Annotated in this window: 8 protein-coding genes, 1 tRNA gene and 2 pseudogenes; 6 read left to right on the forward strand and 5 right to left on the reverse strand. The window is 68.4% G+C overall.

All coding sequences use genetic code 11. The features are described from left to right. From GE300_RS14180 to GE300_RS14200, 5 genes are all read left to right on the forward strand, one after another. The gene (locus tag GE300_RS14180) at nucleotides 1–3330 is read left to right on the forward strand and encodes an AAA family ATPase (RefSeq protein WP_233417043.1); all 3330 of its coding nucleotides are present in this window, start codon (nucleotides 1–3) and stop codon (nucleotides 3328–3330) included. Nucleotides 3331–3592: 262 nt separating this feature from the next. Then, on the forward strand, nucleotides 3593–4606 hold the full coding sequence (locus GE300_RS14185) for an IS110 family RNA-guided transposase (RefSeq protein WP_154447229.1): 1014 nt from the start codon (nucleotides 3593–3595) through the stop codon (nucleotides 4604–4606). Nucleotides 4607–5058: 452 nt separating this feature from the next. Continuing rightward, nucleotides 5059–10257 (forward strand): ICP22 family protein, encoded by a 5199-nt coding sequence (locus GE300_RS14190; protein ID WP_233417033.1) that lies wholly within the window; start codon nucleotides 5059–5061, stop codon nucleotides 10255–10257. A 583-nt stretch (nucleotides 10258–10840) separates the two neighbouring features. After that, a tRNA-Ser gene (locus GE300_RS14195) sits at nucleotides 10841–10932 on the forward strand. A 357-nt stretch (nucleotides 10933–11289) separates the two neighbouring features. Next, entirely contained in the window at nucleotides 11290–11619 is a 330-nt protein-coding gene (locus tag GE300_RS14200) for a hypothetical protein (RefSeq protein ID WP_154447231.1), read from the forward strand. On the opposite strand, the pseudogene GE300_RS14205 reads toward GE300_RS14200, so the two are convergent. Beyond that, nucleotides 11616–11897, reverse strand: a pseudogene (locus GE300_RS14205) (integrase core domain-containing protein); the annotation flags it as partial. The gene GE300_RS14200 and the pseudogene GE300_RS14205 sit on opposite strands and share 4 nt — an antisense overlap. Further along, nucleotides 11879–12034: a hypothetical protein gene (locus GE300_RS23075; RefSeq protein WP_233417045.1), complete on the reverse strand. Its 156-nt coding sequence runs from the start codon at nucleotides 12032–12034 to the stop codon at nucleotides 11879–11881. The gene GE300_RS23075 and the pseudogene GE300_RS14205, both read right to left, overlap by 19 nt. Nucleotides 12035–12132: 98 nt before the next feature. Between GE300_RS23075 and GE300_RS14210 the strand changes: the two are divergent. After that, nucleotides 12133–12792, forward strand: a pseudogene (locus GE300_RS14210) (IS6 family transposase). Between the two features lie 183 nt (nucleotides 12793–12975). Here the strand turns inward: GE300_RS14210 and GE300_RS14215 are convergent. Genes GE300_RS14215 through GE300_RS14225 form a run of 3 tightly spaced genes read right to left on the reverse strand, consistent with a single transcriptional unit; the run spans nucleotide 12976 to nucleotide 20896 of the window. Further along, nucleotides 12976–17460 (reverse strand): non-ribosomal peptide synthetase, encoded by a 4485-nt coding sequence (locus GE300_RS14215; protein ID WP_233417034.1) that lies wholly within the window; start codon nucleotides 17458–17460, stop codon nucleotides 12976–12978. Beyond that, nucleotides 17457–19070, reverse strand: coding sequence for a thiamine pyrophosphate-binding protein (locus GE300_RS23715; protein ID WP_154447233.1), 1614 nt, complete (start codon nucleotides 19068–19070; stop codon nucleotides 17457–17459). The genes GE300_RS14215 and GE300_RS23715 overlap by 4 nt, the downstream gene beginning before the upstream one ends. Continuing rightward, entirely contained in the window at nucleotides 19067–20896 is a 1830-nt protein-coding gene (locus tag GE300_RS14225) for a non-ribosomal peptide synthetase (protein ID WP_154447234.1), read from the reverse strand. Before GE300_RS14225 ends, GE300_RS23715 begins: the two co-directional genes overlap by 4 nt. Between the last annotated feature and the right edge of the window lie 138 nt (nucleotides 20897–21034).

Raw genomic sequence — 21034 nt, forward strand, 5'->3', positions numbered from 1 at the left:
ATGAAGACGCTCGAGCACAATCCGCTTCCCTATGCCTCGGTCGCCGAGCTGCTCGATGGTCTGGGACTGCTTGGCTATGCCGACATCTTTGCGGAAAACGACATCGAGCTCGATATCCTTCCCGAACTGACCGACCGGGATCTGAAGGAACTCGGCATCCGCTCGCTCGGTCACCGGCGCCGGCTTCTGCGGGAAATCGGCGCCGCGTTCGGCACCGGGCCTGCTGTCCCGGACGGCGATGCACCGCCCACCCCCGACGAAGCCGAAAACGCCCCCTGGAAACGCCAGGTCACCGTCCTATTCGCGGATCTTTCCAACTTCACCAAGCTGACCGAGGGCATGGCGGGGGAGGATGCGCTCGCCATGGTGCGCGAATTCTACGGCGTGGTCGATCCGATCGTCGAGCAGTTCGGCGGCAAGGTGGAAAATCACATGGGCGATTGCACGCTCGCGGTGTTCGGCCTTCACAGCACCACCGGACACGACAGCCTGCGCGCGGTTCGCGCCGCGGAACGGATCTCGGCGGCGTTCCGCGGCCGAACCTCGGCCACCGGCGCGCCGCTCGGCGTGCATGTGGGCGTCGCCAGCGGTCACGTGGTGATCCTGGGGTCGCAGGTCGGCAGCCTGAGCGACGGCTCCTACACGCTTACGGGGGCGTCGCTGAACCTTGCCTCGCGGCTCGCCGACGCCGCGGACGACGGCGAAGTGCTCATCTCGGACGACATCTACCGTACCCTCGCCGATCATGTCGACGTCACGGTGCGCGACGGCCTGCGGCTGCGCGGCATCGAGGGGCCGGTCCGGGCCTGGCTGCTGGCGCGGACGACGGACCCTGCCGTGCCGCGCATCTTCGTCGGGCGAAGCGCCGAGCTGCAGTCACTCCGGCGCGCGCTCGACCGCACCAAGCAGGACTCGCGCGGCAAGGTGGTCTGTGTCGCCGGAGAGGCCGGCATGGGCAAGTCGAGCCTGTGCCGATGGTTCCTGAGCGACGGCGCGGCCGGCGGCGTGCCGGTCCACGAGGCCCTGGTGCTGGACTATGGCGCCGGCCACAAGTCGCATGCGGTCCGGGAACTGGCCCGCTCCTTCCTCGGCCGGCCCGACCGGGAGACGATGCAGGACGCGATCGAGACCTGGCTGGAGGCAGGCAAAGCCGAGCCCGAGGTCCGGCTCGGCCTGTACCACCTCGCCGGCGCGGCGTTGCCCGCCCCTCTCGTCAAGCTGGACGACGCGCTCGGCACCGCCGGGCGGGACGCGGCGATGCGCGCCGCGCTTGGGATGCTGGCCGCGCGGCACGCGGATCGCGGCCCGGTCATCGTGTTCCTGGAGGATCTGCACTGGGCCGATGCCCGCGTCCGTGATGCCGTCCGCGATCTTGCGCAGGTGGCCCGGACCCGCCCGCTTCTGCTTCTGCTGACGACACGGTTCCAGCAGAGCCGGATCGACGAGCAGCTGCGCGCCAAGCTGGGCCGGGAGGGCGTCGAGACGCTCGAGCTTTCCGCGCTCGACCAATCCGAGGCCGAAACGCTGGCGCAGTCGCTGGCCGACAGGGTGTCCGCCGACCTGGTCGCCACCTGTCTCGACCGCGCGCAGGGCCACCCGCTGTTCCTGCGCCAGCTGATGGCGCACCTGAGCGCCGGGCCGTCCGACGCGGTGCCGAACTCGATCGAGGGGTTGGTGCAGTCCCGGCTCGACCAGATCCCTGCGGTCGACCGGCAGGCGCTGCGGGCCGCATCGGTGCTTGGCCAACGGTTCTCGGTCGACGCGGTGCGTTGGCTGCTGGGAGACGACGGCTACGCGATGGACGGCCTGGTGGCCGCCGATCTGGTCCAGCCGATGGGCAAGGAATACCTGTTCGCGCACGCGCTGATCCGCGACAGCGCCTACCGGCTGCTGGTGCGGGAACGGCGCCAGGCGCTGCACGCCGCGGCCGCCGTCTGGTTCAAGGACACCGATCCCGACCTGCACGCCGTTCACCTGGACCGCGCCGGCGATCCGGGGGCTGCCGCTGCCTATCTGGAGGCCTGCCGCGCCATGTTCGCCGCCAACCGCCCCGACATGGCGCGCAAGCTTGCGCTGGCGGGCCGGCGTCTCAAGCCCGCCCGCCCGATCCGCGCGGCGCTGGAACTGGAGCTTGGCCGGCTGGCGCTCGACGCCGGCGACGCGAACGCCTCGCTCGGTGCCTTCGGCGAGGCGCTCCGACTTGCCGGGTCGGCCGGCGACGTGGTCACCGCCATGATCGGACAGGTCCAGGCCATGCGCGTGATCGACCGGATCGACCAGGCCCTCGCGGTGCTGGACGACGCCCAGGCGATCGCCGAGGCCGAAGGAATCGACGCCGCGCTGGCACAGATCCACTACCTGCGCGGAAGCCTCTATTTTCCCCGAGGCAACATCGACGGCTGCCGCGCCGAGCATGCCCGCGCCGTGGCCTTCGCCCGCTCCTGCGGCAGCGCGGAATTCGAAGCGCAGGCCCGCAGCGGTCTCGGCGACGCGGCCTACGCCGCGGGCCGCATGCGCACCGCGCACGCCGAGTTCACCCGCTGCCTCGAGCTTGCCCGCCGCCACGAGCTCGGACGGATCGAGGCGGCCAATCTCTTCATGCTCGGCACCGTCCGCATCTACCTGAACGAGACCGAGGCCGCGCTGGCCGACGCGCTGAACTCCGCCGAGATCGCCGTACAGACCCGCGCGCAGCGTCCCGAGATCGTCTCGCGGCTCACCGCGGGCTGGGTCCTGATCTCGATGGGCCGGCTGGCCGAGGCGCACCGCGAGATCACCCGCGGGCTGGAGATATCGGGTGCGCTGGGGGCACGGCGGTTCGATCTCTTCCTGCAGGAAAGCCTCGCACGGGTGCTGTTCCTGCAGGGGGACCGCGCGGCGGCCGGGGCGCTGATCGCCGAGACGGTGGACGGGGCGCTCGACCAGGCGCGGACCTTCATCGGACCCTGGGTGCTCGGCACCGCGGCCAGGCTGAGCCGGGATCCGGACAAGCGCCGGTCCTGGCTGGATCAGGGCGAGACGATCCTCGCGGAGGGATGCGTCGGCCACAATGCATTCCGCTTCCGGCACGCGGCCATCGAGGTCGCGCTGCAGGACCGCGATCCGCAGGCCCTGCATCGACAGGCCGATGCCCTTGCGGCCTACACCCGGGGCGAGCCCGTCCCCTGGTCGGATTTCCACATCGCGCGCGCCCGCGTGCTCGCCAGGGTATTCGAGACGGGCGGCGCGGACGGGGAGACCGCGCAGGAGCTCGGACGTCTGGCCGGCATCGCCCGGTCCGCCCGTTTCGAGGGACTCGCGGCGGACCTCGCGGCCCGGGCGGGGAACTGACGGATCGCGTCGTCAGTCTCGGCGTCTTTCCGTCGTGCGGTTCAGCTCGCATATCGTGCCTGGCGATTGGTGCCATCCCCTTTCACGAAGCGGAAAAATTGCAAGTCGAAACCGGCGAGTATTGGGGTCTGATGCGCGCCTGCGAACTGCAGATGTGGCAGGCGTTATGCGGATCGAGTGAACTGATGCGGTGGATGCCCCCACCCGACGGCATCGAGTGTGCCATAACGGTTTCATAGGAACCAACACGAGGGAGGCATCCATGTCAGAGATTAGCATATTGGCGATTGATCTTGCCAAGGGCAGTTTTCAAGTTTGCGGCGTCAAAGCGGACGGCGCTGTTATTTTTAACAGGTCGGTGTCGCGAACACGGCTATATCAGCTCTTGGCGGAGCAAACGCATTGTGTCGTGGCGATGGAGGCCTGTGCGACGTCCCATCACTGGGGGCGGGTTGCTCAGTCTCATGGGCACGAGGCGCGCCTGATCCCTGCGGCCTATGTGAAGCCGTTCGTGAAACGCCAGAAGAATGACCGCGCTGACGCCGAGGCGATAGCCGAAGCGGCCAGCCGCCCCAGCATGCGTATTGTGGCGGTGAAGAGCGCTGAGAAACAGGGGCGCGCTGTCGCCTTCCGGACGCACCAGTGTTTTGTGCGTCAGCGGACTCAGTTGATCAACGCGTTGAGGGGACATCTGGCCGAGTTCGGCCTCGTGGCACCAAAAGGTCCGGCAAGCTTGAAGCTTCTGGAAAAGGCGCTCGCACAGCCTGATGTGGATTTGCCCGCCCCAGTGCGCGAGATGGGCGTGCTCTACCTTGACCAGATCGGTCGCCTGACCGAGCTTGTCGAGCAGCTGGCTGACGAGCTTGAGCGCGCCTCAAAGACCGATGATGAGTTGCGGCGGCTCTGCACGGTGCCGGGCATTGGGCCGATCACTGCCGGTGCCGTTGCCGCCTTCGCGCCGGATCTTTCGACATTCGACAGCGGGCGCAATTTTGCCGCGTGGCTGGGATTGGTGCCGCGACAACGATCCACCGGGGGCAAGGCCCGGCTCGGAGCTGTCAGCAAGATGGGACAATGCGACATTCGCAAGCTCCTGATTGTTGGCGCCATGAGCGTGATCCGATGGGTCGTGCGCAAGGGTGGCAGCGCCAATCTCTGGCTGGCCAACCTGGTTGCGCGCAAACCTCGGATGGTGGCGGCAGTGGCACTGGCAAACAAGATGGCCCGCATGATTTGGGCGATGACAACGAAACAGAAGAATTACAGAATGGCGTGACCCTGATCTGACAAGACAGGGAAGCGGCATGGCCGCAAGGCCTGGGCAAGGTGATCGACCGACGGAGTAAGCGATACGGACTTCAAAGTTCAAGGTAGGGATACCCAGTCCCGGGGCTCGAGCGTTATAGCTCTCTGAACCGATGTGGGCCTCGCCTTCCGAACAGCATACCGGCCCGTGGCGTCAGACAAGCCACATCATGAGGCCTGACACACGACCGATTGAAACCCAGCCCAACCGTCGAAAAATCAGCTTGCAAAACCGGGGGCATCCACACACGCCCCGGATTTGCCGGAGGCTCCAACTCCTGCGCCTCACGGAAGTCGAGGCCACAACTTCACTCGACCGAAGCAAGAACTCTGGCGCTCCGATTCCGCTCAAACTAGAATGGCTGGCAATGTGACAAGAACGACGGATCTCATCAGATGGATGACGGGTTCCAAGCAGAACCAATGACCGCCCTGGATGTCGAACTCGCGCAGTCGATCTTTCCCATCGCACGGAGCGACAGACGAAAGCACAGCGATCTCTTTCGCAAATTCATCGCGGAGCATCGGCTGAAGGACGACAAGGTCTTCTACGACGCATTGCTGCAAATCATGGCCTCGGGCGATTACGCACCGCTGCGGTCATACGACAGTCGGATGACCCGATCGAAGCACCGGAGCAAGACTTTCGGTTTCCGGGCGCTGCGTTGGCTGCATAATCAATCGAATGGAGAACTGGTCATCGAGCGGATCCTCGATCTGCCGGAAGATCATTTCCCGTTCGGTACCGCGGAGCGCGAGGTGCATATGCTTTATCTCGGTCTCCTCGAGACAGAGACATCCGCGGAGTCCGCCTCGACTGCGGAGGAGGCTCCGGCAGACGCACCACCTGCGTGGACGGAGCTCGCTCACGAGCTGGCCGAGGGCGCGCAAAAGCTGGACCGGCCCGAGGTCGACGCCGCCGAGCGGCTGGTCGCGTTGGCCGAGGCGCTGGCAGAGGCCTGCCGCGCTGCCGCCGAGGCCGAGATGGTGCGGGAGAAGATCGCTGCGCGGGCTGCCAACCTGCGTGACCGCCTTGTCGCGCTCGGCCTGGATCTTTCCGATGCCTGGCTGAAGGATCCCGATACCGAGCGCCTCGACAACATCGATGCGGCGCTTTCGGCACTGGAACGCGCCCGCCAGGCAGCATCGGCGGCAGAGGATGTCTTTGCGGCGGCGGATCGCGAAGTTCGCGCGGCAGCGGAAGCGCAGGACTACATGCGTCTTCAGGACCTTTCGCCGCACGCAGCCGAGGCGAAGTGCCAGTTGCGGGCCGCTGGCGCCGCCGAGGACAAGGCGGTTTCGGCGCTGGCTGCACTTCTGCGCCAGGATGGGACCGACGGCGGCTCGGAAGACATCGGCACAGAACCGACGCCGGCGACGATCGGCGCCGGCACGCAAGACGCGGGCATGGAAGCCGCAACCGGATCGGAGTCGGAAGTGGCGACGGCGGGATACGAACCGGATGTCCCAGTGCAGCAGGCGACCGATCCGGACGGTGATGAGGCTTCCGCTGACGGGTGCGAGCCGGAAATCAGGGAAGAGATGGCTTCGGAGCCCGAAGAAGACTCCCTACGGAACAGCATCGGAGACGGGCACGACGACCGGTCCGCGCCAGATCCGGCCATTTTCCGCGAAGCCGGTTCGGCACAAGATGTCTCGCCGAAGGCGACGCCTTTGTCCCCGGATGGTTCGCCAGACCCAGGGGACGCGGATCCGGAGGCGCTGCTCGCCCAGCACATCGCCGCGGGCGATATCGCCTTCGCCTGGCATCTGGCGCGACTGCGGCAGATGCCGGTGCCGGCACCGATCCTTCGGGCGCTGGCGATACTCTCCGCAGTGCAGCAGGCCGAGGACATGGCCGATCCGAGACGCAGCAGCGCATTGGCCGAGCTGGCGGCCGCCCTGCAAGAGGCCGCCGACCCTGTTGCGGCGGCACGGCTCGCCATGGCTGCGTTGTTGCGCCCGGCGCTGTTCGATCCCGATCATGGGGCCCGCGGACTCCTCGGGAACCTCCTCGGGCAGGCGGGACTCGAGGCGCAGGCCCCGCTCATCGAGGCGCTCGGAAACCTCGGATATGACGTGCGGCTGTCGGCTGGCCTCCTGGCCGAGCTAGCGGGAGCCCGTCCGCCCTTTGCCGAACCGGCGATGCGAGAGCGGGTTGCCGGCTGGCTGGCCGAAGCCCGCCACCGAAAGACCGGGCATCAACCGACCTATGCAATCTTCCATCGCGAACTGCACTCAGAGGGCGAGATCGGCTGCGTCGTGGAAGCGGCTATCGCCGGATCGGCGAATGCGGAAGCACTTGCAAGCGAATTGATAAACCGTCTTTCGCACGATCGGGGCGCTCAGGAGGCCTTCGTTTCTCAAGCCGAACGCAGCAGCGGCCGGCCGCGGCGCGACCGGATCGAGGGGATGGCCCTCGATTGGTTCTGTCGCGGCATACAGGAGGCCTGCGACCAGCTCTCCGACTGGCTTGAGGCCAAGCGTCAGGACGCGCGACAAACGCAGGATCATAGCCGCGAGCCGTTGCTGCGCGAGCTTGGCCTCTTGCGCAAGGCGCTCGATGCCAGCGTCGGAGAACCGCCCCAAGGCGGCGGCCGGCTCGCTGAAGCCGCCTATCTCGCTTTGGCTGCAAAGCTCGATGACCTTCGCGCTCTTGTCGACGGCCGGGCCGAAGTTTCGGTGGCGCCGCGCTTGCGTGACCTGCTCGAGGCGCCTCTGCTGCGGCTTCCCGGCGGCTGCCAGGACTGGACGGAAGAGGGCGACCCCGCTTTCGACGTCGAACGCGCGGCACGCGACACCTCGCTTGCCGCCGCTCTTCTCCGGCCAGCGTGCATTGCGCGGGACGATGCCGCCGCTTTCGACGCGCGGATCTCGGAGCGGGCAACCCTCGCCGCGCACAGCCTGCTGGAACGCCAGAAGCGAAGTGGAAGTGATGCGGGACAGCGGGTCGCCCGTGAGCAGCAGCTAGGTGAAGCGATCGACGCTGCCCGCCAGCAGGCGCGCGAGCGTGTGGCGCGTCTCCGCCAGTCGTTGACGACGATCGGGTATCTGGACCTCGACGCCGCGACCGCGCTGCCCGCCGATCTGTCGCGGCTCGCCATCATCGAGACCGCTCTCGTCGCACCGGTGGGCGGCGACGCGCCGGCCTTGCCGGCGATGAACAGCTTCCGGCTGCCGGACCTGCCGCCCGATTTTCCCGAACTCGATGCCGTTCTTGCCGAGATGGAAGATCGGCGAGACCAGCTGCAGGCGCAAATATCCAGGCGTCAACAGCTTGAGCTGGAACGGTTGACAGCCTCTCCCCACGGCCAGTCGGCGCGCGCGCTTCTCGCGGCGTTCGACCGGCTCGATCCTGTGACCGCCGACGACGCGATCGCCGAGATCAAGGCAGGTCGGGAAGTTCCGATGCCGGAGGCCCAGGCTCCGGACGTATTCTCCCGCTTCTTCCCGGATTTCGTCGCGAAGATCGCCGCTTCTCCCGAGGAGACGAAGCGCGGGCGGATCCTGACGGCCCTGGAAACGCGCGGCGCGGCCGGGCCGCTCGACCTGGAATGCATTGACGAGCGGCGCGCCCGCAGGCTGAAGCAGCTTCTGGAAGCATGGGCCCAGGGCGAGAACAGCCTGCGCCAGAGCCAGCCTCCGCGGCTGCGCGAGACCCTGGCCAAGGTTTTCGAACTGATCGGGTTCAGCGGCATTCGCATCGCTGAAGGTCGCGAAGCACTGCCCGCTCGGCTGCGGCTGTTGACGATGCAATGCGATGTGCCGCGCCGGGCGGACGGCTTTCTTCCTTCCACCTTCGGAAGTGCCCCGCGCGGACGTTACCACCTGCTTGCGGCGCGGGCGGATGTTTCGACCGACCAACTGTTGCGCCAGATCGGCAGCGAGGCCCCCGACGCCCCGTGGATCGTCGTGCTGTTCGGCCGGCTCGACGTCAAGGAGCGCTATCGCCTGGCGCGGCAGATGAGAGCCGAGGCGCGAACGGCTGTGGTTCTCGAAGAAACGCTTCTGCTCTTCGCCGGCCTCGAGAGCGACGATCCGTTCGCGACGTTCTTCGATTGCGCAATGCCATTTGCATGGCAGCAACCGTACACGATCAGTCCGGGTCAGATTCCGCCCGAGATATTTTTCGGCCGCGAGGCCGAGATCGACAAGATCGTTTCCCGTAATGCCGAGGGCTGCCTGATCTACGGCGGCCGGCAATTGGGCAAGTCCGTTCTTCTCAACCATGTCCGCGGTGAACGGAACCGCCCGGAGCGCGGCGAGCTGGCGCTCTATCTCGACATCAGGTCAGTCGGTGGACCCGGTGTACCGCCCGAAGGGGTCTGGCAATCGCTTGCGCATGAACTGCGCGCGACCGGGGCTTTCCATCAGTTGGAGCCTGAGGCCCGGAAACTGCTCGCAACGATCGAGGCCTGGCTTGACAGCGACCCGGCACGACGGCTTCTCGTGATGTTCGACGAGGCTGACAACTTCCTGCGTGCGGAGCATGCCGCCGGCTATCCCCACCTCCTGCCGCTCAAGGGGCTCATGGAGCGGACCGAACGGCGCTTCAAGGTTGTTTTCGCAGGCCTGCACAACGTGCGCCGGATGGCGCACGCGCCAAACTCGCCGCTGCCGCATCTCGGCGAGCCGATCTGCATCGGGCCCATGAACCAGAGCCCTGCGAACCGCGCCGCACTTCGGCGGCTTGCAGTAGAGCCGATGCGGTCTGCCGGCCTCGACTATTCGGATCCCGGCCTGGCGTCGGACATGCTGGCAAGGATGAACTACTATCCGTCCCTGGTGCAGGTCTTTGGTAGGCAGATCGTGGAAAGCTTCGGCCGGCGTCCGCGCGCGGGCGATGACGGGCCGCGCTGGAAACTGGACCGGGAAAGCCTTTTCGAAGGTGCCGCGGCGGAACGCATCGCCGACCAGATCCGCGACCGCTTTCAGCTGACCCTGAACCTCGATGTCCGTTACGACTGCATCGCCCGCTCGATCGCGTTGCATCCCGCATTGCTCGTCACCGATCTACCACCGGAACTGGCAATCCAAGTGGACCCGTTGTCCCTGAGTTGGCGGACCGGCTTGCGCCGGGGCGATCGGGTGATCTGGGCGGAAGAGCATCTTCCGGCAACGCGCGAAGGTTTGGCCGCCGACCTAGCTGTGGCGATCGCCGTCGAACTGTGCGGCTGGCGACTCGACCTTGCGGCGGCATTGGTCCAAGCAGGCCTCGAAGATCTTGCGGCGCCGGTCGCATGGCTATCGCGGCGGGCCGAGGCCCCGATCGCCGGGCTGGAGCCTCCATGCCCATTGGCCGTTCTCGCCGACAATGGATGCAACGACCTCCACCAGCGTTTGTGGAAAGCGCAGCTGGCGGCACTTTTTCCCGAGATCGAGAACCGGCGCCTTGGGATCGTATCGACCCACCGAAGCCGACTGCGGCTTGACGATCACCTGCGCTGCCTGGGTGTCGCCTCGATCGAAGAGATCGAACTGGGCGCGCTCCGCTACCAGTTGCGTCGCTATCTGAACAGGACGGAGTCGGAGCGCCTGGATGCGCTTGCCCGCGCGCGAAATGCACTGGCGCATCGCCAGCCGCTGAACCGAGAAGATATTCTGCTACTGCTGCGCAATTGAGATTGGCTGTTTCCTGCCAGTCACGAGTTTCTTCGCCGCTTCGCTGCTTCCTGTCCGCCGGTCGACAAGATCGGTCCCACCGCATTCGAGCGGCGATATTCTCTCGCCGATGATCCACGCGAGTTAGCCCGGAACCCGGCATGGGGCGGCGGAAGCCCGTGGAACCTTCGCAACCGAGCGACAGTGGCGGATGGGCTGGTGATGGCGTGCAAGCATCTGGAAGAACACGGCTTCACCTGACCCGCAATCCGGGACGGCCGGATGACGCCGAGTCGCGCACAATTCGAGGCGTTGTCCTGGCGCCGGGGGCCGACCCGGAATCCTCCGACGCTTTTCCGGAAGCCTTCGAGGCCAAGGGCTTCACCCTCCGGACTGGTCTGCAGGATGACAGCGTAACCTCGCGCGCCGGCATCTATGCGTAAGGCTCCGGCGGCGGCCGGAAGTTGAGCAGATATTGCCCCTGATCAGAGCCGCTCTGTGCCTTCCGATGCCATTTGAGCCGGTTTTTACGAAAAGGAGCTTTTTTCGGGAACGGCCAGTTTAGCCTTGTAATCCCTATGTTTGCTTGGCTATACGCGTCGGCGGAGACGTGGCCGAGTGGTCGAAGGCGCTCCCCTGCTAAGGGAGTAGACGGCTTAAACCGTCTCGAGGGTTCGAATCCCTTCGTCTCCGCCACTTTCCATAAACCATTGTTATTGCGAGGTTTTTAGAGCGATGTCCGGCGGCTTGTTGTCCAAATTGGACCACAGAAAGGCCGAGAAAGACGACATGCGCTACCTCGTTCAGCCTCGCGGTCCCGGCAAGAGCTGGGTTTTCCGCATGGTGACGCCTCTCGCTCTCGTGGGCGCTCCGAATCCTTGGGACGGGAAACCTCTCGGGAAGGAGATCAAGAAGGGCCTTGGGACACGACACCTCCCGGAAGCCCGCAAGCGCCGCGACATCGCACTGGGCGACATCCGCAAGCTGCAAGATGGCTTAGGTGACGGCGAGGCCTTCCCGCTAGCCTCCGCCGTGTAGTGGCGTGAGACGATCTTGGCTGAGCAGGCAGAGGTGGAGGCACATGGCGATGGCTTCAACGTCGCGTCTGAGTTCGTCCTTTCCGACAAGCTAGAGCAAGCCGAAACGCGTGGTGTCCCTCAAGATCAGCTCAAACGGTTCGCTCGTGTCGCCACCGGTAGAGGCTTCCCTCTTGACCTCGCCCACGCCCAATACGTCGATGCCCGACGCGCCGGCAATCCGTACGGCTTCAACCCGCTGAAGCGAGCGACGGTTGCCAACCTCGACACGGCGATGAAGCACCTTCGCGCCTTCCTCAATGATGAGCTACTCCCCATTCGTTGGACAGTTTCCTACGCGATTTAAGCTACTCTCTGCCCCTGCTGGTCGGTTTCGATCTGGTTGAAGTAGACCACGGCGGGCGGCCGTCCGCCATGGGCGGCGTGGGGCCGCTGGTGATTGTAGAAGGTGATCCACCTGCCAACGCCGGCCTTCGCCTGTGAGCCGGTCTCCCAGGCGTGCAGATAGACGCACTCGTATTTTAGGGACCGCCAGAGGCGTTCGATGAAGATGTTGTCGAGACAGCGGCCTTTGCCGTCCATCGAGATCCGGGTGCCGATCCGCTTCAGCCGGTCGGTCCGGCGAGCGGCACCACCCGGGCGATGTAGCGATCGGAGAATCCTTCGGTTCCGGCGATCTCGCGCAGCGAGCGCCCGACCCTCAGGGCCTGCGCCCAGCGATGCGCGTTGCGAAGCCCGCGCAGGAGCACCGCATCGGGCACTGTCAGAGCAACTCGGCTTGATGCGGGGCGGGGGGCTCGCCAGCGTCCGCAGATGACGAAAACGTAGCCCCTTCAGATACTTCAGGACCAGCCCCGAGATCATCCGCCTGGCGGTCCTGCTCTACGTCCGGTTCCCGCTCTCGCGCTGGAATATCTAGAACCTGCTGCACGAGCGCGGGATCGACGTGAGCCACGCGGCGGTCCGGTACTGGTGGCACCGCTTCGGTCCCGTGTTCGCGGCCGAGATCCGGAAGCGGCGCACCGAGGGCATGCGCTCAAGTCGCTGGCGGTGGCACCTCGACGAGATGTTCGTGAAGATCAACGGCGAGACGCATTGCCTGTGGCGCGCGGTGGACCACGAGGGCGAGGTGCTGGAAAGCTTTGTCACCAGGACACGCGACAGGAAAGCGGCGCGGAAATTCCTCAGGAAAGCGCTGCGCCGGCACGGCGGGTCGGAGGCCATGGTTGCCGACAAGCTCCGATCCTGCGGAGGTGCACTGAGGGAGATCGGTGCCGCCTGCCGGCAGGAGACCGGCCGCTGGGCCAACAATCGGGCGGAGAATTCCCACCTGCCATTCCGACGACGGGAGAGGGCCATGCTGCGGTTCCGGCGCATGCGAAGTCCGCAGAAATTCGTTGCCGTCCACGCCGCCGTCTCCAACCGCTTCAACCGGGAACGCAGCCTCTGCACCCGCGCAAGCTTCAAGCAGAACCGAACCGCCGCTCTCGCTGAGTGGCGCCAGCTCTGCACGGCCTGATTGTCAGCGTACTGCGGTCAGCTGAGACTGGTTCGCATTCGTCTGGCAGCACCCGCATGAGGCCAGATATCATCCGACGGATTCTCCCGAAGGCCGGAGGGAAGTCGGGTCTCAGGTCAGCGCGGGCCGCAGATTTTCAGCGACTTGCCCAGAGTATGTGTGACCTTGGCCGAGGGTCCGGGATCAGAGCGTACCGAGTTTCCTGCGCAGGTTCCTGCGGTGCGCTTCCATCTGGCTTGGGAAGCGGGATCTGCCGATCCCCACGACCTCGAGCGCGTGTTCCGCGGAATGGTGCTGGGTCAGGAACCTGACGGCCCAGTTGAAGTGGGCGACGCTGGCCTGTGCATCGGACAGCGAGGACGAGACGAGGGCGAACGCGCCGCCGGCATCGCCCGCGACCGCCGCGACCAGGGACCGGGCGAGGCCGGTCTCGACGGCGTGACGCGGCGACGCGGCCAGCGTGTCGATCACCTTGCCCGCCCGCCCGATACGGCCCTTGCGGACGAGCAGCTCGACCAGCGGCAACGCGCCGCTCAGCACCGGGCCGGAGGCATCCATGCACCTGGCAAGGAACGCGGCCCGCTTGTGCCCCGCGCCGACCGCCAGTTCCTGCCAGACCTGCGGGCAGGCGTTGTGTGCCGGCGGGTTGCGTCGCAGCTTTGCAAGTCGCTCGTGCCGGCCGGTCCTGCGGTAAAGGCCGATCAGTTCCGCGAACAGCCAGGCCGGCAACTGCGCGGGATCGGGGACCCATGCTTCGAGAGTCGCGATCACCCCTTCGGTATCGCCGGCCAGGGCCAGGCGCTTGGCCCGGTTGACCATGTCCAGAAGCCGCGGGTCCAACCGACCGGGCACCTGGCGCGCGGCGATGGCGGAGCCGTCGACGATCCGTTCGAGGCACCGCGTCACATCGTCGGTCGTTTCCGAGTTGATGAGCAGGCCGTGGTGCGTGTCGAACGGGTAGTCGCGGACCGGGCCCACCGTCAGCAGGGACCACATGTCGGCGCAGTCCGGGCCGCAGAACGGGAACCGGCGCTGCGCGGTGATGACGTGGCACTCGGCCTCGATCGGGCCGACCGGGTGCAGCCGGAACTGCCGCATGAACCGCGCGTAGGCCGTGCCGCCGTGCCTGTCCTCGGGAGCGATCCAGATCGCCGGGCTGGTGCCGTCGATGGTGATCACCATGCCGACCGGCACCGACTGCCGCGCGGCCTGGGCGGCGATGTGGGCGCCAAGGATGCCCCCGAACGAAAACCCCACCAGGATTGGCGGCGCGGATGCGTCCAGCGCCACCAGATCGTCCAGCATGGACCGGAGCAGCCCGGCGAAATGCCGTTCCTCCAGCGCCGGGGTGTCGGGAAAGTCGAAGGTCATCGCGTAGAGCGGGTTGCGCGCACCGAGACGGCCGATGATCTCGATGGACCAGGCGGCGCTGCCTTCGTTCAGTGGCAGAATCACGATCGGCGCCAGCTGCGGATTGCCTGCCCTCAGCACGCGCAGGTGCCGCAGGCCGGTTTCGGTCCGCGCCGGGCTGAGCGAGATCATGAAGCGGAGCCGCCGCAGCGTCGGCTCGCCCGCGAGGGCGGAAAAATCGATCTGGACCCCGAACGTCTCCTCGACTTCCAGGATCATGCGCACCAGCGACAGCGACGTGCCGCCCAGTGCATAGAAATCCTGATCCTCGGGGATGCTGCCCCGCTTCAGGGTTCTTCGCCAGATTTCGGTCAGCGGATCCTCGCCGGATGGCGCGGCGCCGGCCTCGGGTGACACCGGCGCCGCGGCCCGTTCAAGCGCCTGCACATCGGCCTTGCCGTTGGCGGTCAGCGGGATGGCGTCGACCCGGACATAGCGGGTCGGCTGCACCGGGCGCGGCAGCTGCGTCGCCATGAACCGCCGCAGGTCGCGTTCGCTTGCCCGGGCACCGTGCACCAGGTCGAAATACGCCACGATCCCCACGGTCGGCCCCTGCCCGTCGCCCCGGTCCGGCAGCACGGCGGCGCGGCCGACCGCCGGGTGCCCCATCAGCACGCCCTCGATCTCGCTCGGTTCGATCCGGTAGCCGTGCAGCTTGAACTGGCTGTCGCGGCGGCCCAGGAACTCAAGCTGCCCGGCGTCGGTCCAGCGGACCCTGTCGCCCGAGCGGTACAGGGTGATCATGCCGTCGTGGTCCAGCCCGAGGTCGCGGGCCCGCAGCCGCACGAACCGTTCGCGGGACAGGTCCGGGCGGTTTTCGTAGCCGCGGGCGAGGCCGGGCCCGCCGATCAGCAGCTCGCCCGCGAAGCCGTCGGGGACCGGGCGCAGCGCGGCGGACAGCACGAAAGTGACGTTGTCCGGCAACGGGCGGCCGATCGGGACCGTCGGGGCTGCGGGATCGGTCACCCGGAAGGCGGTGGTCAGCGCGCAATTCTCGGTCGGGCCGTAGACGTTGAACAGCTTCAGCTGCGGGTGCGCCGCCAGCGCCGCGCGGCAGTGTGCGGCCGATGCCGCCTCGCCGCCGATCGACAGATGCGTCAACGAGCGCAGCGCCGCGACCTCGGTGTCGACGATCATGTTGAACAGGCTCGTCGTCATGAACGCCGCCGTCGGGCGCAGCCGGCGCAGTTCGGCCGCCAGCCCGCCGTCGGCGAGAATCGGCTTTTCGCACAGCACCAGGGCCGCGCCGGTCAGCCAGGCGCCCCAGACCTCGATGAAGCTGCCGTCGAAGCCGGAGGAGGCCAGCTGGATCATCCGGTCGCCCGGCTGCAGCGGCAGGTGCGGGACGTCCGTCGCCAGTCTCAGGATCCCCGCGTGCGGGACCGGAATGCTTTTCGGGCGGCCGGTGGTGCCCGAGGTGAACATCACGAACGCCTCGCGCCCCGCCGCCGCGTCCGGTCGCGGCAGCGGACCGCGATCCACCCCGGCCAGTGCGGGTCCGCCCGGAAGCTGCAGCTGCCGCGCCGCGGCGGGATGCGCTTCGCACGGCGTACCGGTCGGGACCGCCAGCGCCGCGCAGCCGGATTCGCGCAGGATGTGGTCGACCCGCGCCGCAGGCAGGTCCGGATCCACCGGGACCACCACCAGCCCCGCCTTGAGCGCCGCCAGCCAGCACCGGAACACCTCGCCGCCGCGCGGCGCCATCACCGCCAGCCGGTCGCCGGTCGACAGCCCCTGTCCCAGCAGCCAGCGGGCCAGCGCGTTGGTCGCGGTGTCCAGTTCGGCGTAGGTCAGGCTGTGGTCCGGCGTCGCCAGCGCGGTTGCCTGCGGGTTCCGCGCGGCGACTTCCGCGAACCGGCCGGGGATGTCGCCGCACGTCGCGGACGGCGCAAGCCGCACGGAACGATCGGCCTGCGCGCGGGCCTGCCGCGCGAATGTCAGGGCGATATCGGCCAGCGGAATGTCCGGCGTCCGGATCACCTGCTCCAGGATGCGGCGGTACGTTGCGGCCAGCGATTCCAGCTGGCGCCGGTCGAAGTACCTGCGCTGCCCCTCGAAGGTGATCCGCACACCCCCGGCGCCCGGCTGCAGCCCGAGCCGGAGGTTGCCGGACACGGCGCGCGGCGGCACCGGCCGCTCCTGCACCGCCAGCGCCCCGGCGTCGGCGGCAAGATCGGGCGCGTTGTAGTAGCCGATCACCGCACGCCCCAGGTGGATCGGATCGCTGCGGTCGCGTTGCGCCGACTGCATGCTCCGGGTCATCGCCCTGATCACGTCGGCGAACGCGGTGTGGTCCGACAGGTCGAGCCCGACCTGGATGTTCCGGACCAGCAGGCCGAGGCAATCCTGCGATCCCGACGCGAAACGGTCGGCGGCCGAGATCGAAACGCTCAGCGCCGGTTGGTCGCAGTACCGGCCGAGCAGCAACTGGTACGCCGAGACGAAGAACGTGAACGGGGTGCAGGAATGCAGCCGCGCCACCGCCTTCAGCGCCTCGAAATCCGCGGGTGGCAGGACGGCCTCGACCGTCTCGCCCAGCACCGCCTCGTGGTCGGCCAGGTCACGCCGCGCGGCCGGCCAGTCGACCTCGGGCCAGGCCGGATCCACGCTCACCTCGGACTGCGCCGTGGCCTGCGCAAGATAGCTGCGAAAGCTTCCCGGGTCGGGCAGATCCGGGGCCGCGGCCGGCCCGGCCCGGTACAGCGCGAACAGGTCGCGCGCCAGGATCCGCCACGTCCAGTCGTCGCAGATCAGGTGGTGCATCGCGACGGCCAGCACGTGCAGATCCGGCGCGATCCGGAACAGGCGTGCCGTCCACAGCCGGTCCCCGTCCGGCGGCAGATCCTCGAGGCTCAGGCGCGCCACTGCGGCGGCGGTCTGCGCCAGACGCTGCTCGGACTCGTGCCCGCCGACCGCCTCGCAGGGCAGCGAGACCTGCATCCGGCCGGCGAAGCGCGCCATGGGCCGGCCGCTGCCCGGCGCGATGGACATGCGCAGCGCGTCGTGCCGGTGCGCCAGCGCCTGCAACGCCCGCTCCAGCGCCGCCGGGTCGAGCGCGCCGGTCAGCGCCCAGCTTCGGGTGACGGTGCCGACCGCATGGCCGTCGTGCAGCGCCTGCGCCGCCAGCAGCGTCTGCTGCGCCGCCGAGACCGGCGTCTCGGCCGGCGGCGGCGTGGCGGCGCCGGTGGCGGCGTTCTGGCGCAGACGCGCCAGCAACAGCTGGCCGCGCGTGCCGTCGGTCGGCAGGGGTATTGTCAAGCTGGATCCCTTCGCTCGATGATGTCGACCAGGCATGGGCCGGCCCCGGAAAGCACCGCCGGGGCGATGCCCCGCCAGTCCTCCAGGCTGCCGACGCTGTACCCGGTGCCGCCGAAGGCGCGCATGATCCCGGCGTGATCCGTGGCGGCGGAATAGCGCACCGCCCGCGGATCGGCGCCGGCCATCTGCCCGCCAGCGGCGGCGATGCCGAAATTGTTCGCGACCAGAACCTTCACCGGCAACGCGTAGCGCAGCAGAGTCTCGAGGTCCGCCAGCGACAGGCCCAGGCTGAAATCACCGACCACCGCGACCGCCTGCCCGAACCGCCCCGAGCGGACCGCGCCGATGGAGTGGCCGATCCCGGCGCCAAGATGGCCCTCGATTCCGGGGGTAAACCTGGCCCAGCATTTGTCCGGCAGCACCACCCGGCCGGCGAACACCAGCGCGCTGCTGCCGTCGACCACGAACGCGGCATTCGCCGGAAAGGCGTCGGCAATGGCGCGCAGCACCTGATCGGTCAGCGACTGCGCCTGCCGGCGCCGCACGATGGGGGCGGGTCTGGCGTCTGAAGCATCGCGCGCCGGCAGGTGACGCAGAAGCTGCGCCAGGTTCGCGCCGATATCGCCCGGCACCGCTAGATCCGGCCGCCGCCCGCCGGGCGCACCGGCCCGGCGGCACAACTGCACGATGCGGGCCGAGGGCGCCAGCGCCGCTCCGAAACGCAAGGTCCAGTCGAGATCGGCGCCGAGCAGCAGCACCGCGTCCGCCGCAGCCAGCGTGTGGTGGGCGAGTTCCTGCGGGACCACGTCCAGATCGTTGCCGCCGAACCCGCCGGTCAACCCGGTCGGGCACAGCGGCGCGTCCAGCCGCGCCGCAAGCTCTGCCAGGGCCGAGACCGGAACCGACCACCGCGCCGCGTGACCGACGACCACCACCGGGCGGCGGGCGCCGCCAAGAAGCGCCACCGTGCGCGGCAGCCATGCCGGCTCGCCTGTGTGTGCCGCTGCGCGCCCCTTCGGCGCCGCGATCGCGCCGCGTACGACGCCGTCGAGCACGCCGCGTTCGATCTCGATCACCGCGGCGCCGAAATCCGGCGCCAGCACGGATTGCACGGCGACCGGCGCATCGGTCGTCAGCCCTTCGGGCGAGGCCACCCGCAGGCACAGGGTTCCCGGCAGGCCGGCGGGGTCCACGCCGCCGCCCTGGAAGGCGCCGCGCGCTTCCTCGGTGCGCGGTTCGGTCACCGTCAGCAGCAGGATCGGCGTGCCGTGCGCGCGAACCGCGGACAGCGCCGCCACCGCGTTCTTCGCCGCCGGACCGCGAGAGACGACCACCGCGCTCGCCGGCACGCCGCACGCAAGGCTGTCCGCCGCCGAGGCGAACACCGCCGTGGCCTGGGACCGGCAGGAACAGATGGAAATCCCGGCCTGCTCGAGCGCGCGCAGCAGCCCGTAGATCAGATCGCCCGGCACCGTATAGACGCGCCGGATGCCGGCGTCCGACAACAGCCGGGCGATGGCCCGGCACGCGCCCGGTTCTGCGCCCGGTTCTACGCCCGGTTCCGTGCCCGGTGCGGCGGCCCGGGCTGCATCCGCAGGCCCTTCGGTCACGTCCGAGCGGCCGGGTGACCCGGTGCCGCGTCCAGAAGCGCGTCGATCCGGTCCCGGATCCGGCCCCCGTCAAGCGTCTCGATATGGCTGGCAAGCTCTGCCGGGGTGGAATACCGGAACAGCATCTCGGGCGATATCGCCGTGCCCAGCAGGATGTTGAGCTGCGTGACCAGGCCGGTTCCGGACAGCGAATCCCCGCCCGCCAGGAAAAAGTCGTCATGACGGCCCGCCGGCGTCTCGAGCACCTCCTCGAACAGCGCCGCGACCATGTCCTCGGTCGGCGAGCGCGGCTGCTCGAACCCGCCACGCAGCGCGTCCGCGAACAGGTGCTGCATGTCCAGACGCCGCGGCTTGCCGGTCGGGCCCTTGGGGATCTCGTCCAGAAGCAGGATCCGGCTGGGCACCTTGTAATCCGAGATCAGGTCCAGAAGCTGCGCGCGCAGTTGCCTGGGGTCGCACGGCGCGTCCGCGGCGATCACCACGGCGGCGGCCACGTCCTGTTCCAGCGTCGGGTGCGGCACGCCGAAAGCGATCGCGTCGGCGACTCCGGGCTGGGCCAGCAGCGCGTCCTCGATCTCGAGCGGCGAGATCTGCGCGCCGCCGCGCTTGATCATCTCTTTCGCGCGCCCGACCAGGGTCAGCGAGCTGTCCGGGTTCAGCCGCCCGATGTCGCCGGTCCGCATCCAACCGTCGATAAAGGTCGCCGCATCCGCCGCCGGGTTGTCGACATAGCTTTCGATCACGGTGTCGCTTCTGACCGCCACCTCGCCGGTCTGCCCCTGTGGCAGCGGCGCGCCGCCGGCGTCCTGAATGCGCAGCGTTCCGGGCGGCGGATGCCCGACATCGCCGTGCGCGGCCGGTGCGTCCGGGCGTTGCGCGCTCATCTGATGCGTCGCCTCGGTCATGCCGTAGGCTTCGACCACCGGGCAGGCGAACACCCCGGCAAGCCCGGCGCGCACCTCCTGCGGCATCGCCGACGAGGACGAGCGGATCAGCCGGAACCGGCAGGCCGCGGCCAGATCGGGCCGCGCGCGCGCGGCCCGCTGGATCGCCCGGTGCATCGTCGGCACCGCAGTGTACCAGCTGGCGCCGTGATCCGCGGAAAGCTCGAGCAGGCGTTGCGGATCCGGGCTGCCGGCGACGACGACCGCGCCGCCGCTCAGCACCGGCGCCAGCAGACCGGCCACGAGACCATGGATGTGATGCAGCGGCATGATCTCGACGCTCAGGTCGGACGGCCCCAGACCCAGCGTCGCCGCCACCCTGCCCGCACCGCTGGCCAGCCGGGCCGCGTCCAGCGCCACCATCTTCGGCGTTCCCGTCGTCCCCGACGTCGTCAGGACCACCCCCTGACCCGCGATCCGGCGCCGGCCATGCGCGGCTGGCGGGTCGCCAGCGGCGCGGCCGAACCGGATTCCACCGTCCGCGTCCGCATCGGCCGCGATGACGGGAAGGCCCGACGCGGCGGCGATCCGCGCGCTTGCGGACGCCGGGTCGCTGACAACCACCACCGACGGGTTCACCAGCCGCAAAAGACCCTCGATTTCCGCGTCGGTGGCATGGGCCGGGATCGGAAACACCGGGGCATGGGCGCCGAGCAGCAGGAACAGCTGCGCCGCGCGGAACTCCGAGCCGGCGGAGAAGGCGATCACCGCATCGCGCGGGACGCCCAGTGCCGCAAGCGCGCCCGACGCCGCCCGGATCTGGTCCGACAGCTGCGCAAAGCTCAGCGACACCTGCTCGTCCGCGCCGTGCAGGGCTGTCCGGGATCCCGCGTTCCGGGCCACGTCGTGCAGCGTGCGCTCGACTTCGCCTACATCGTTCATTCCGGTTCCGCCTCACGCATCACTTGCCCGTCCGAGGGTTTTTCCATTTCGCGACTTCGCAAGCAAGACATTGCCGGGCCAAGGTGCCTGGGAATTTGCGCCGATGCCCGGTCCCTCGCGTACGCACCCGGACCGGCA

This window comes from Halovulum marinum, assembly GCF_009697225.1.
GTDB lineage: Bacteria > Pseudomonadota > Alphaproteobacteria > Rhodobacterales > Rhodobacteraceae > Halovulum > Halovulum marinum.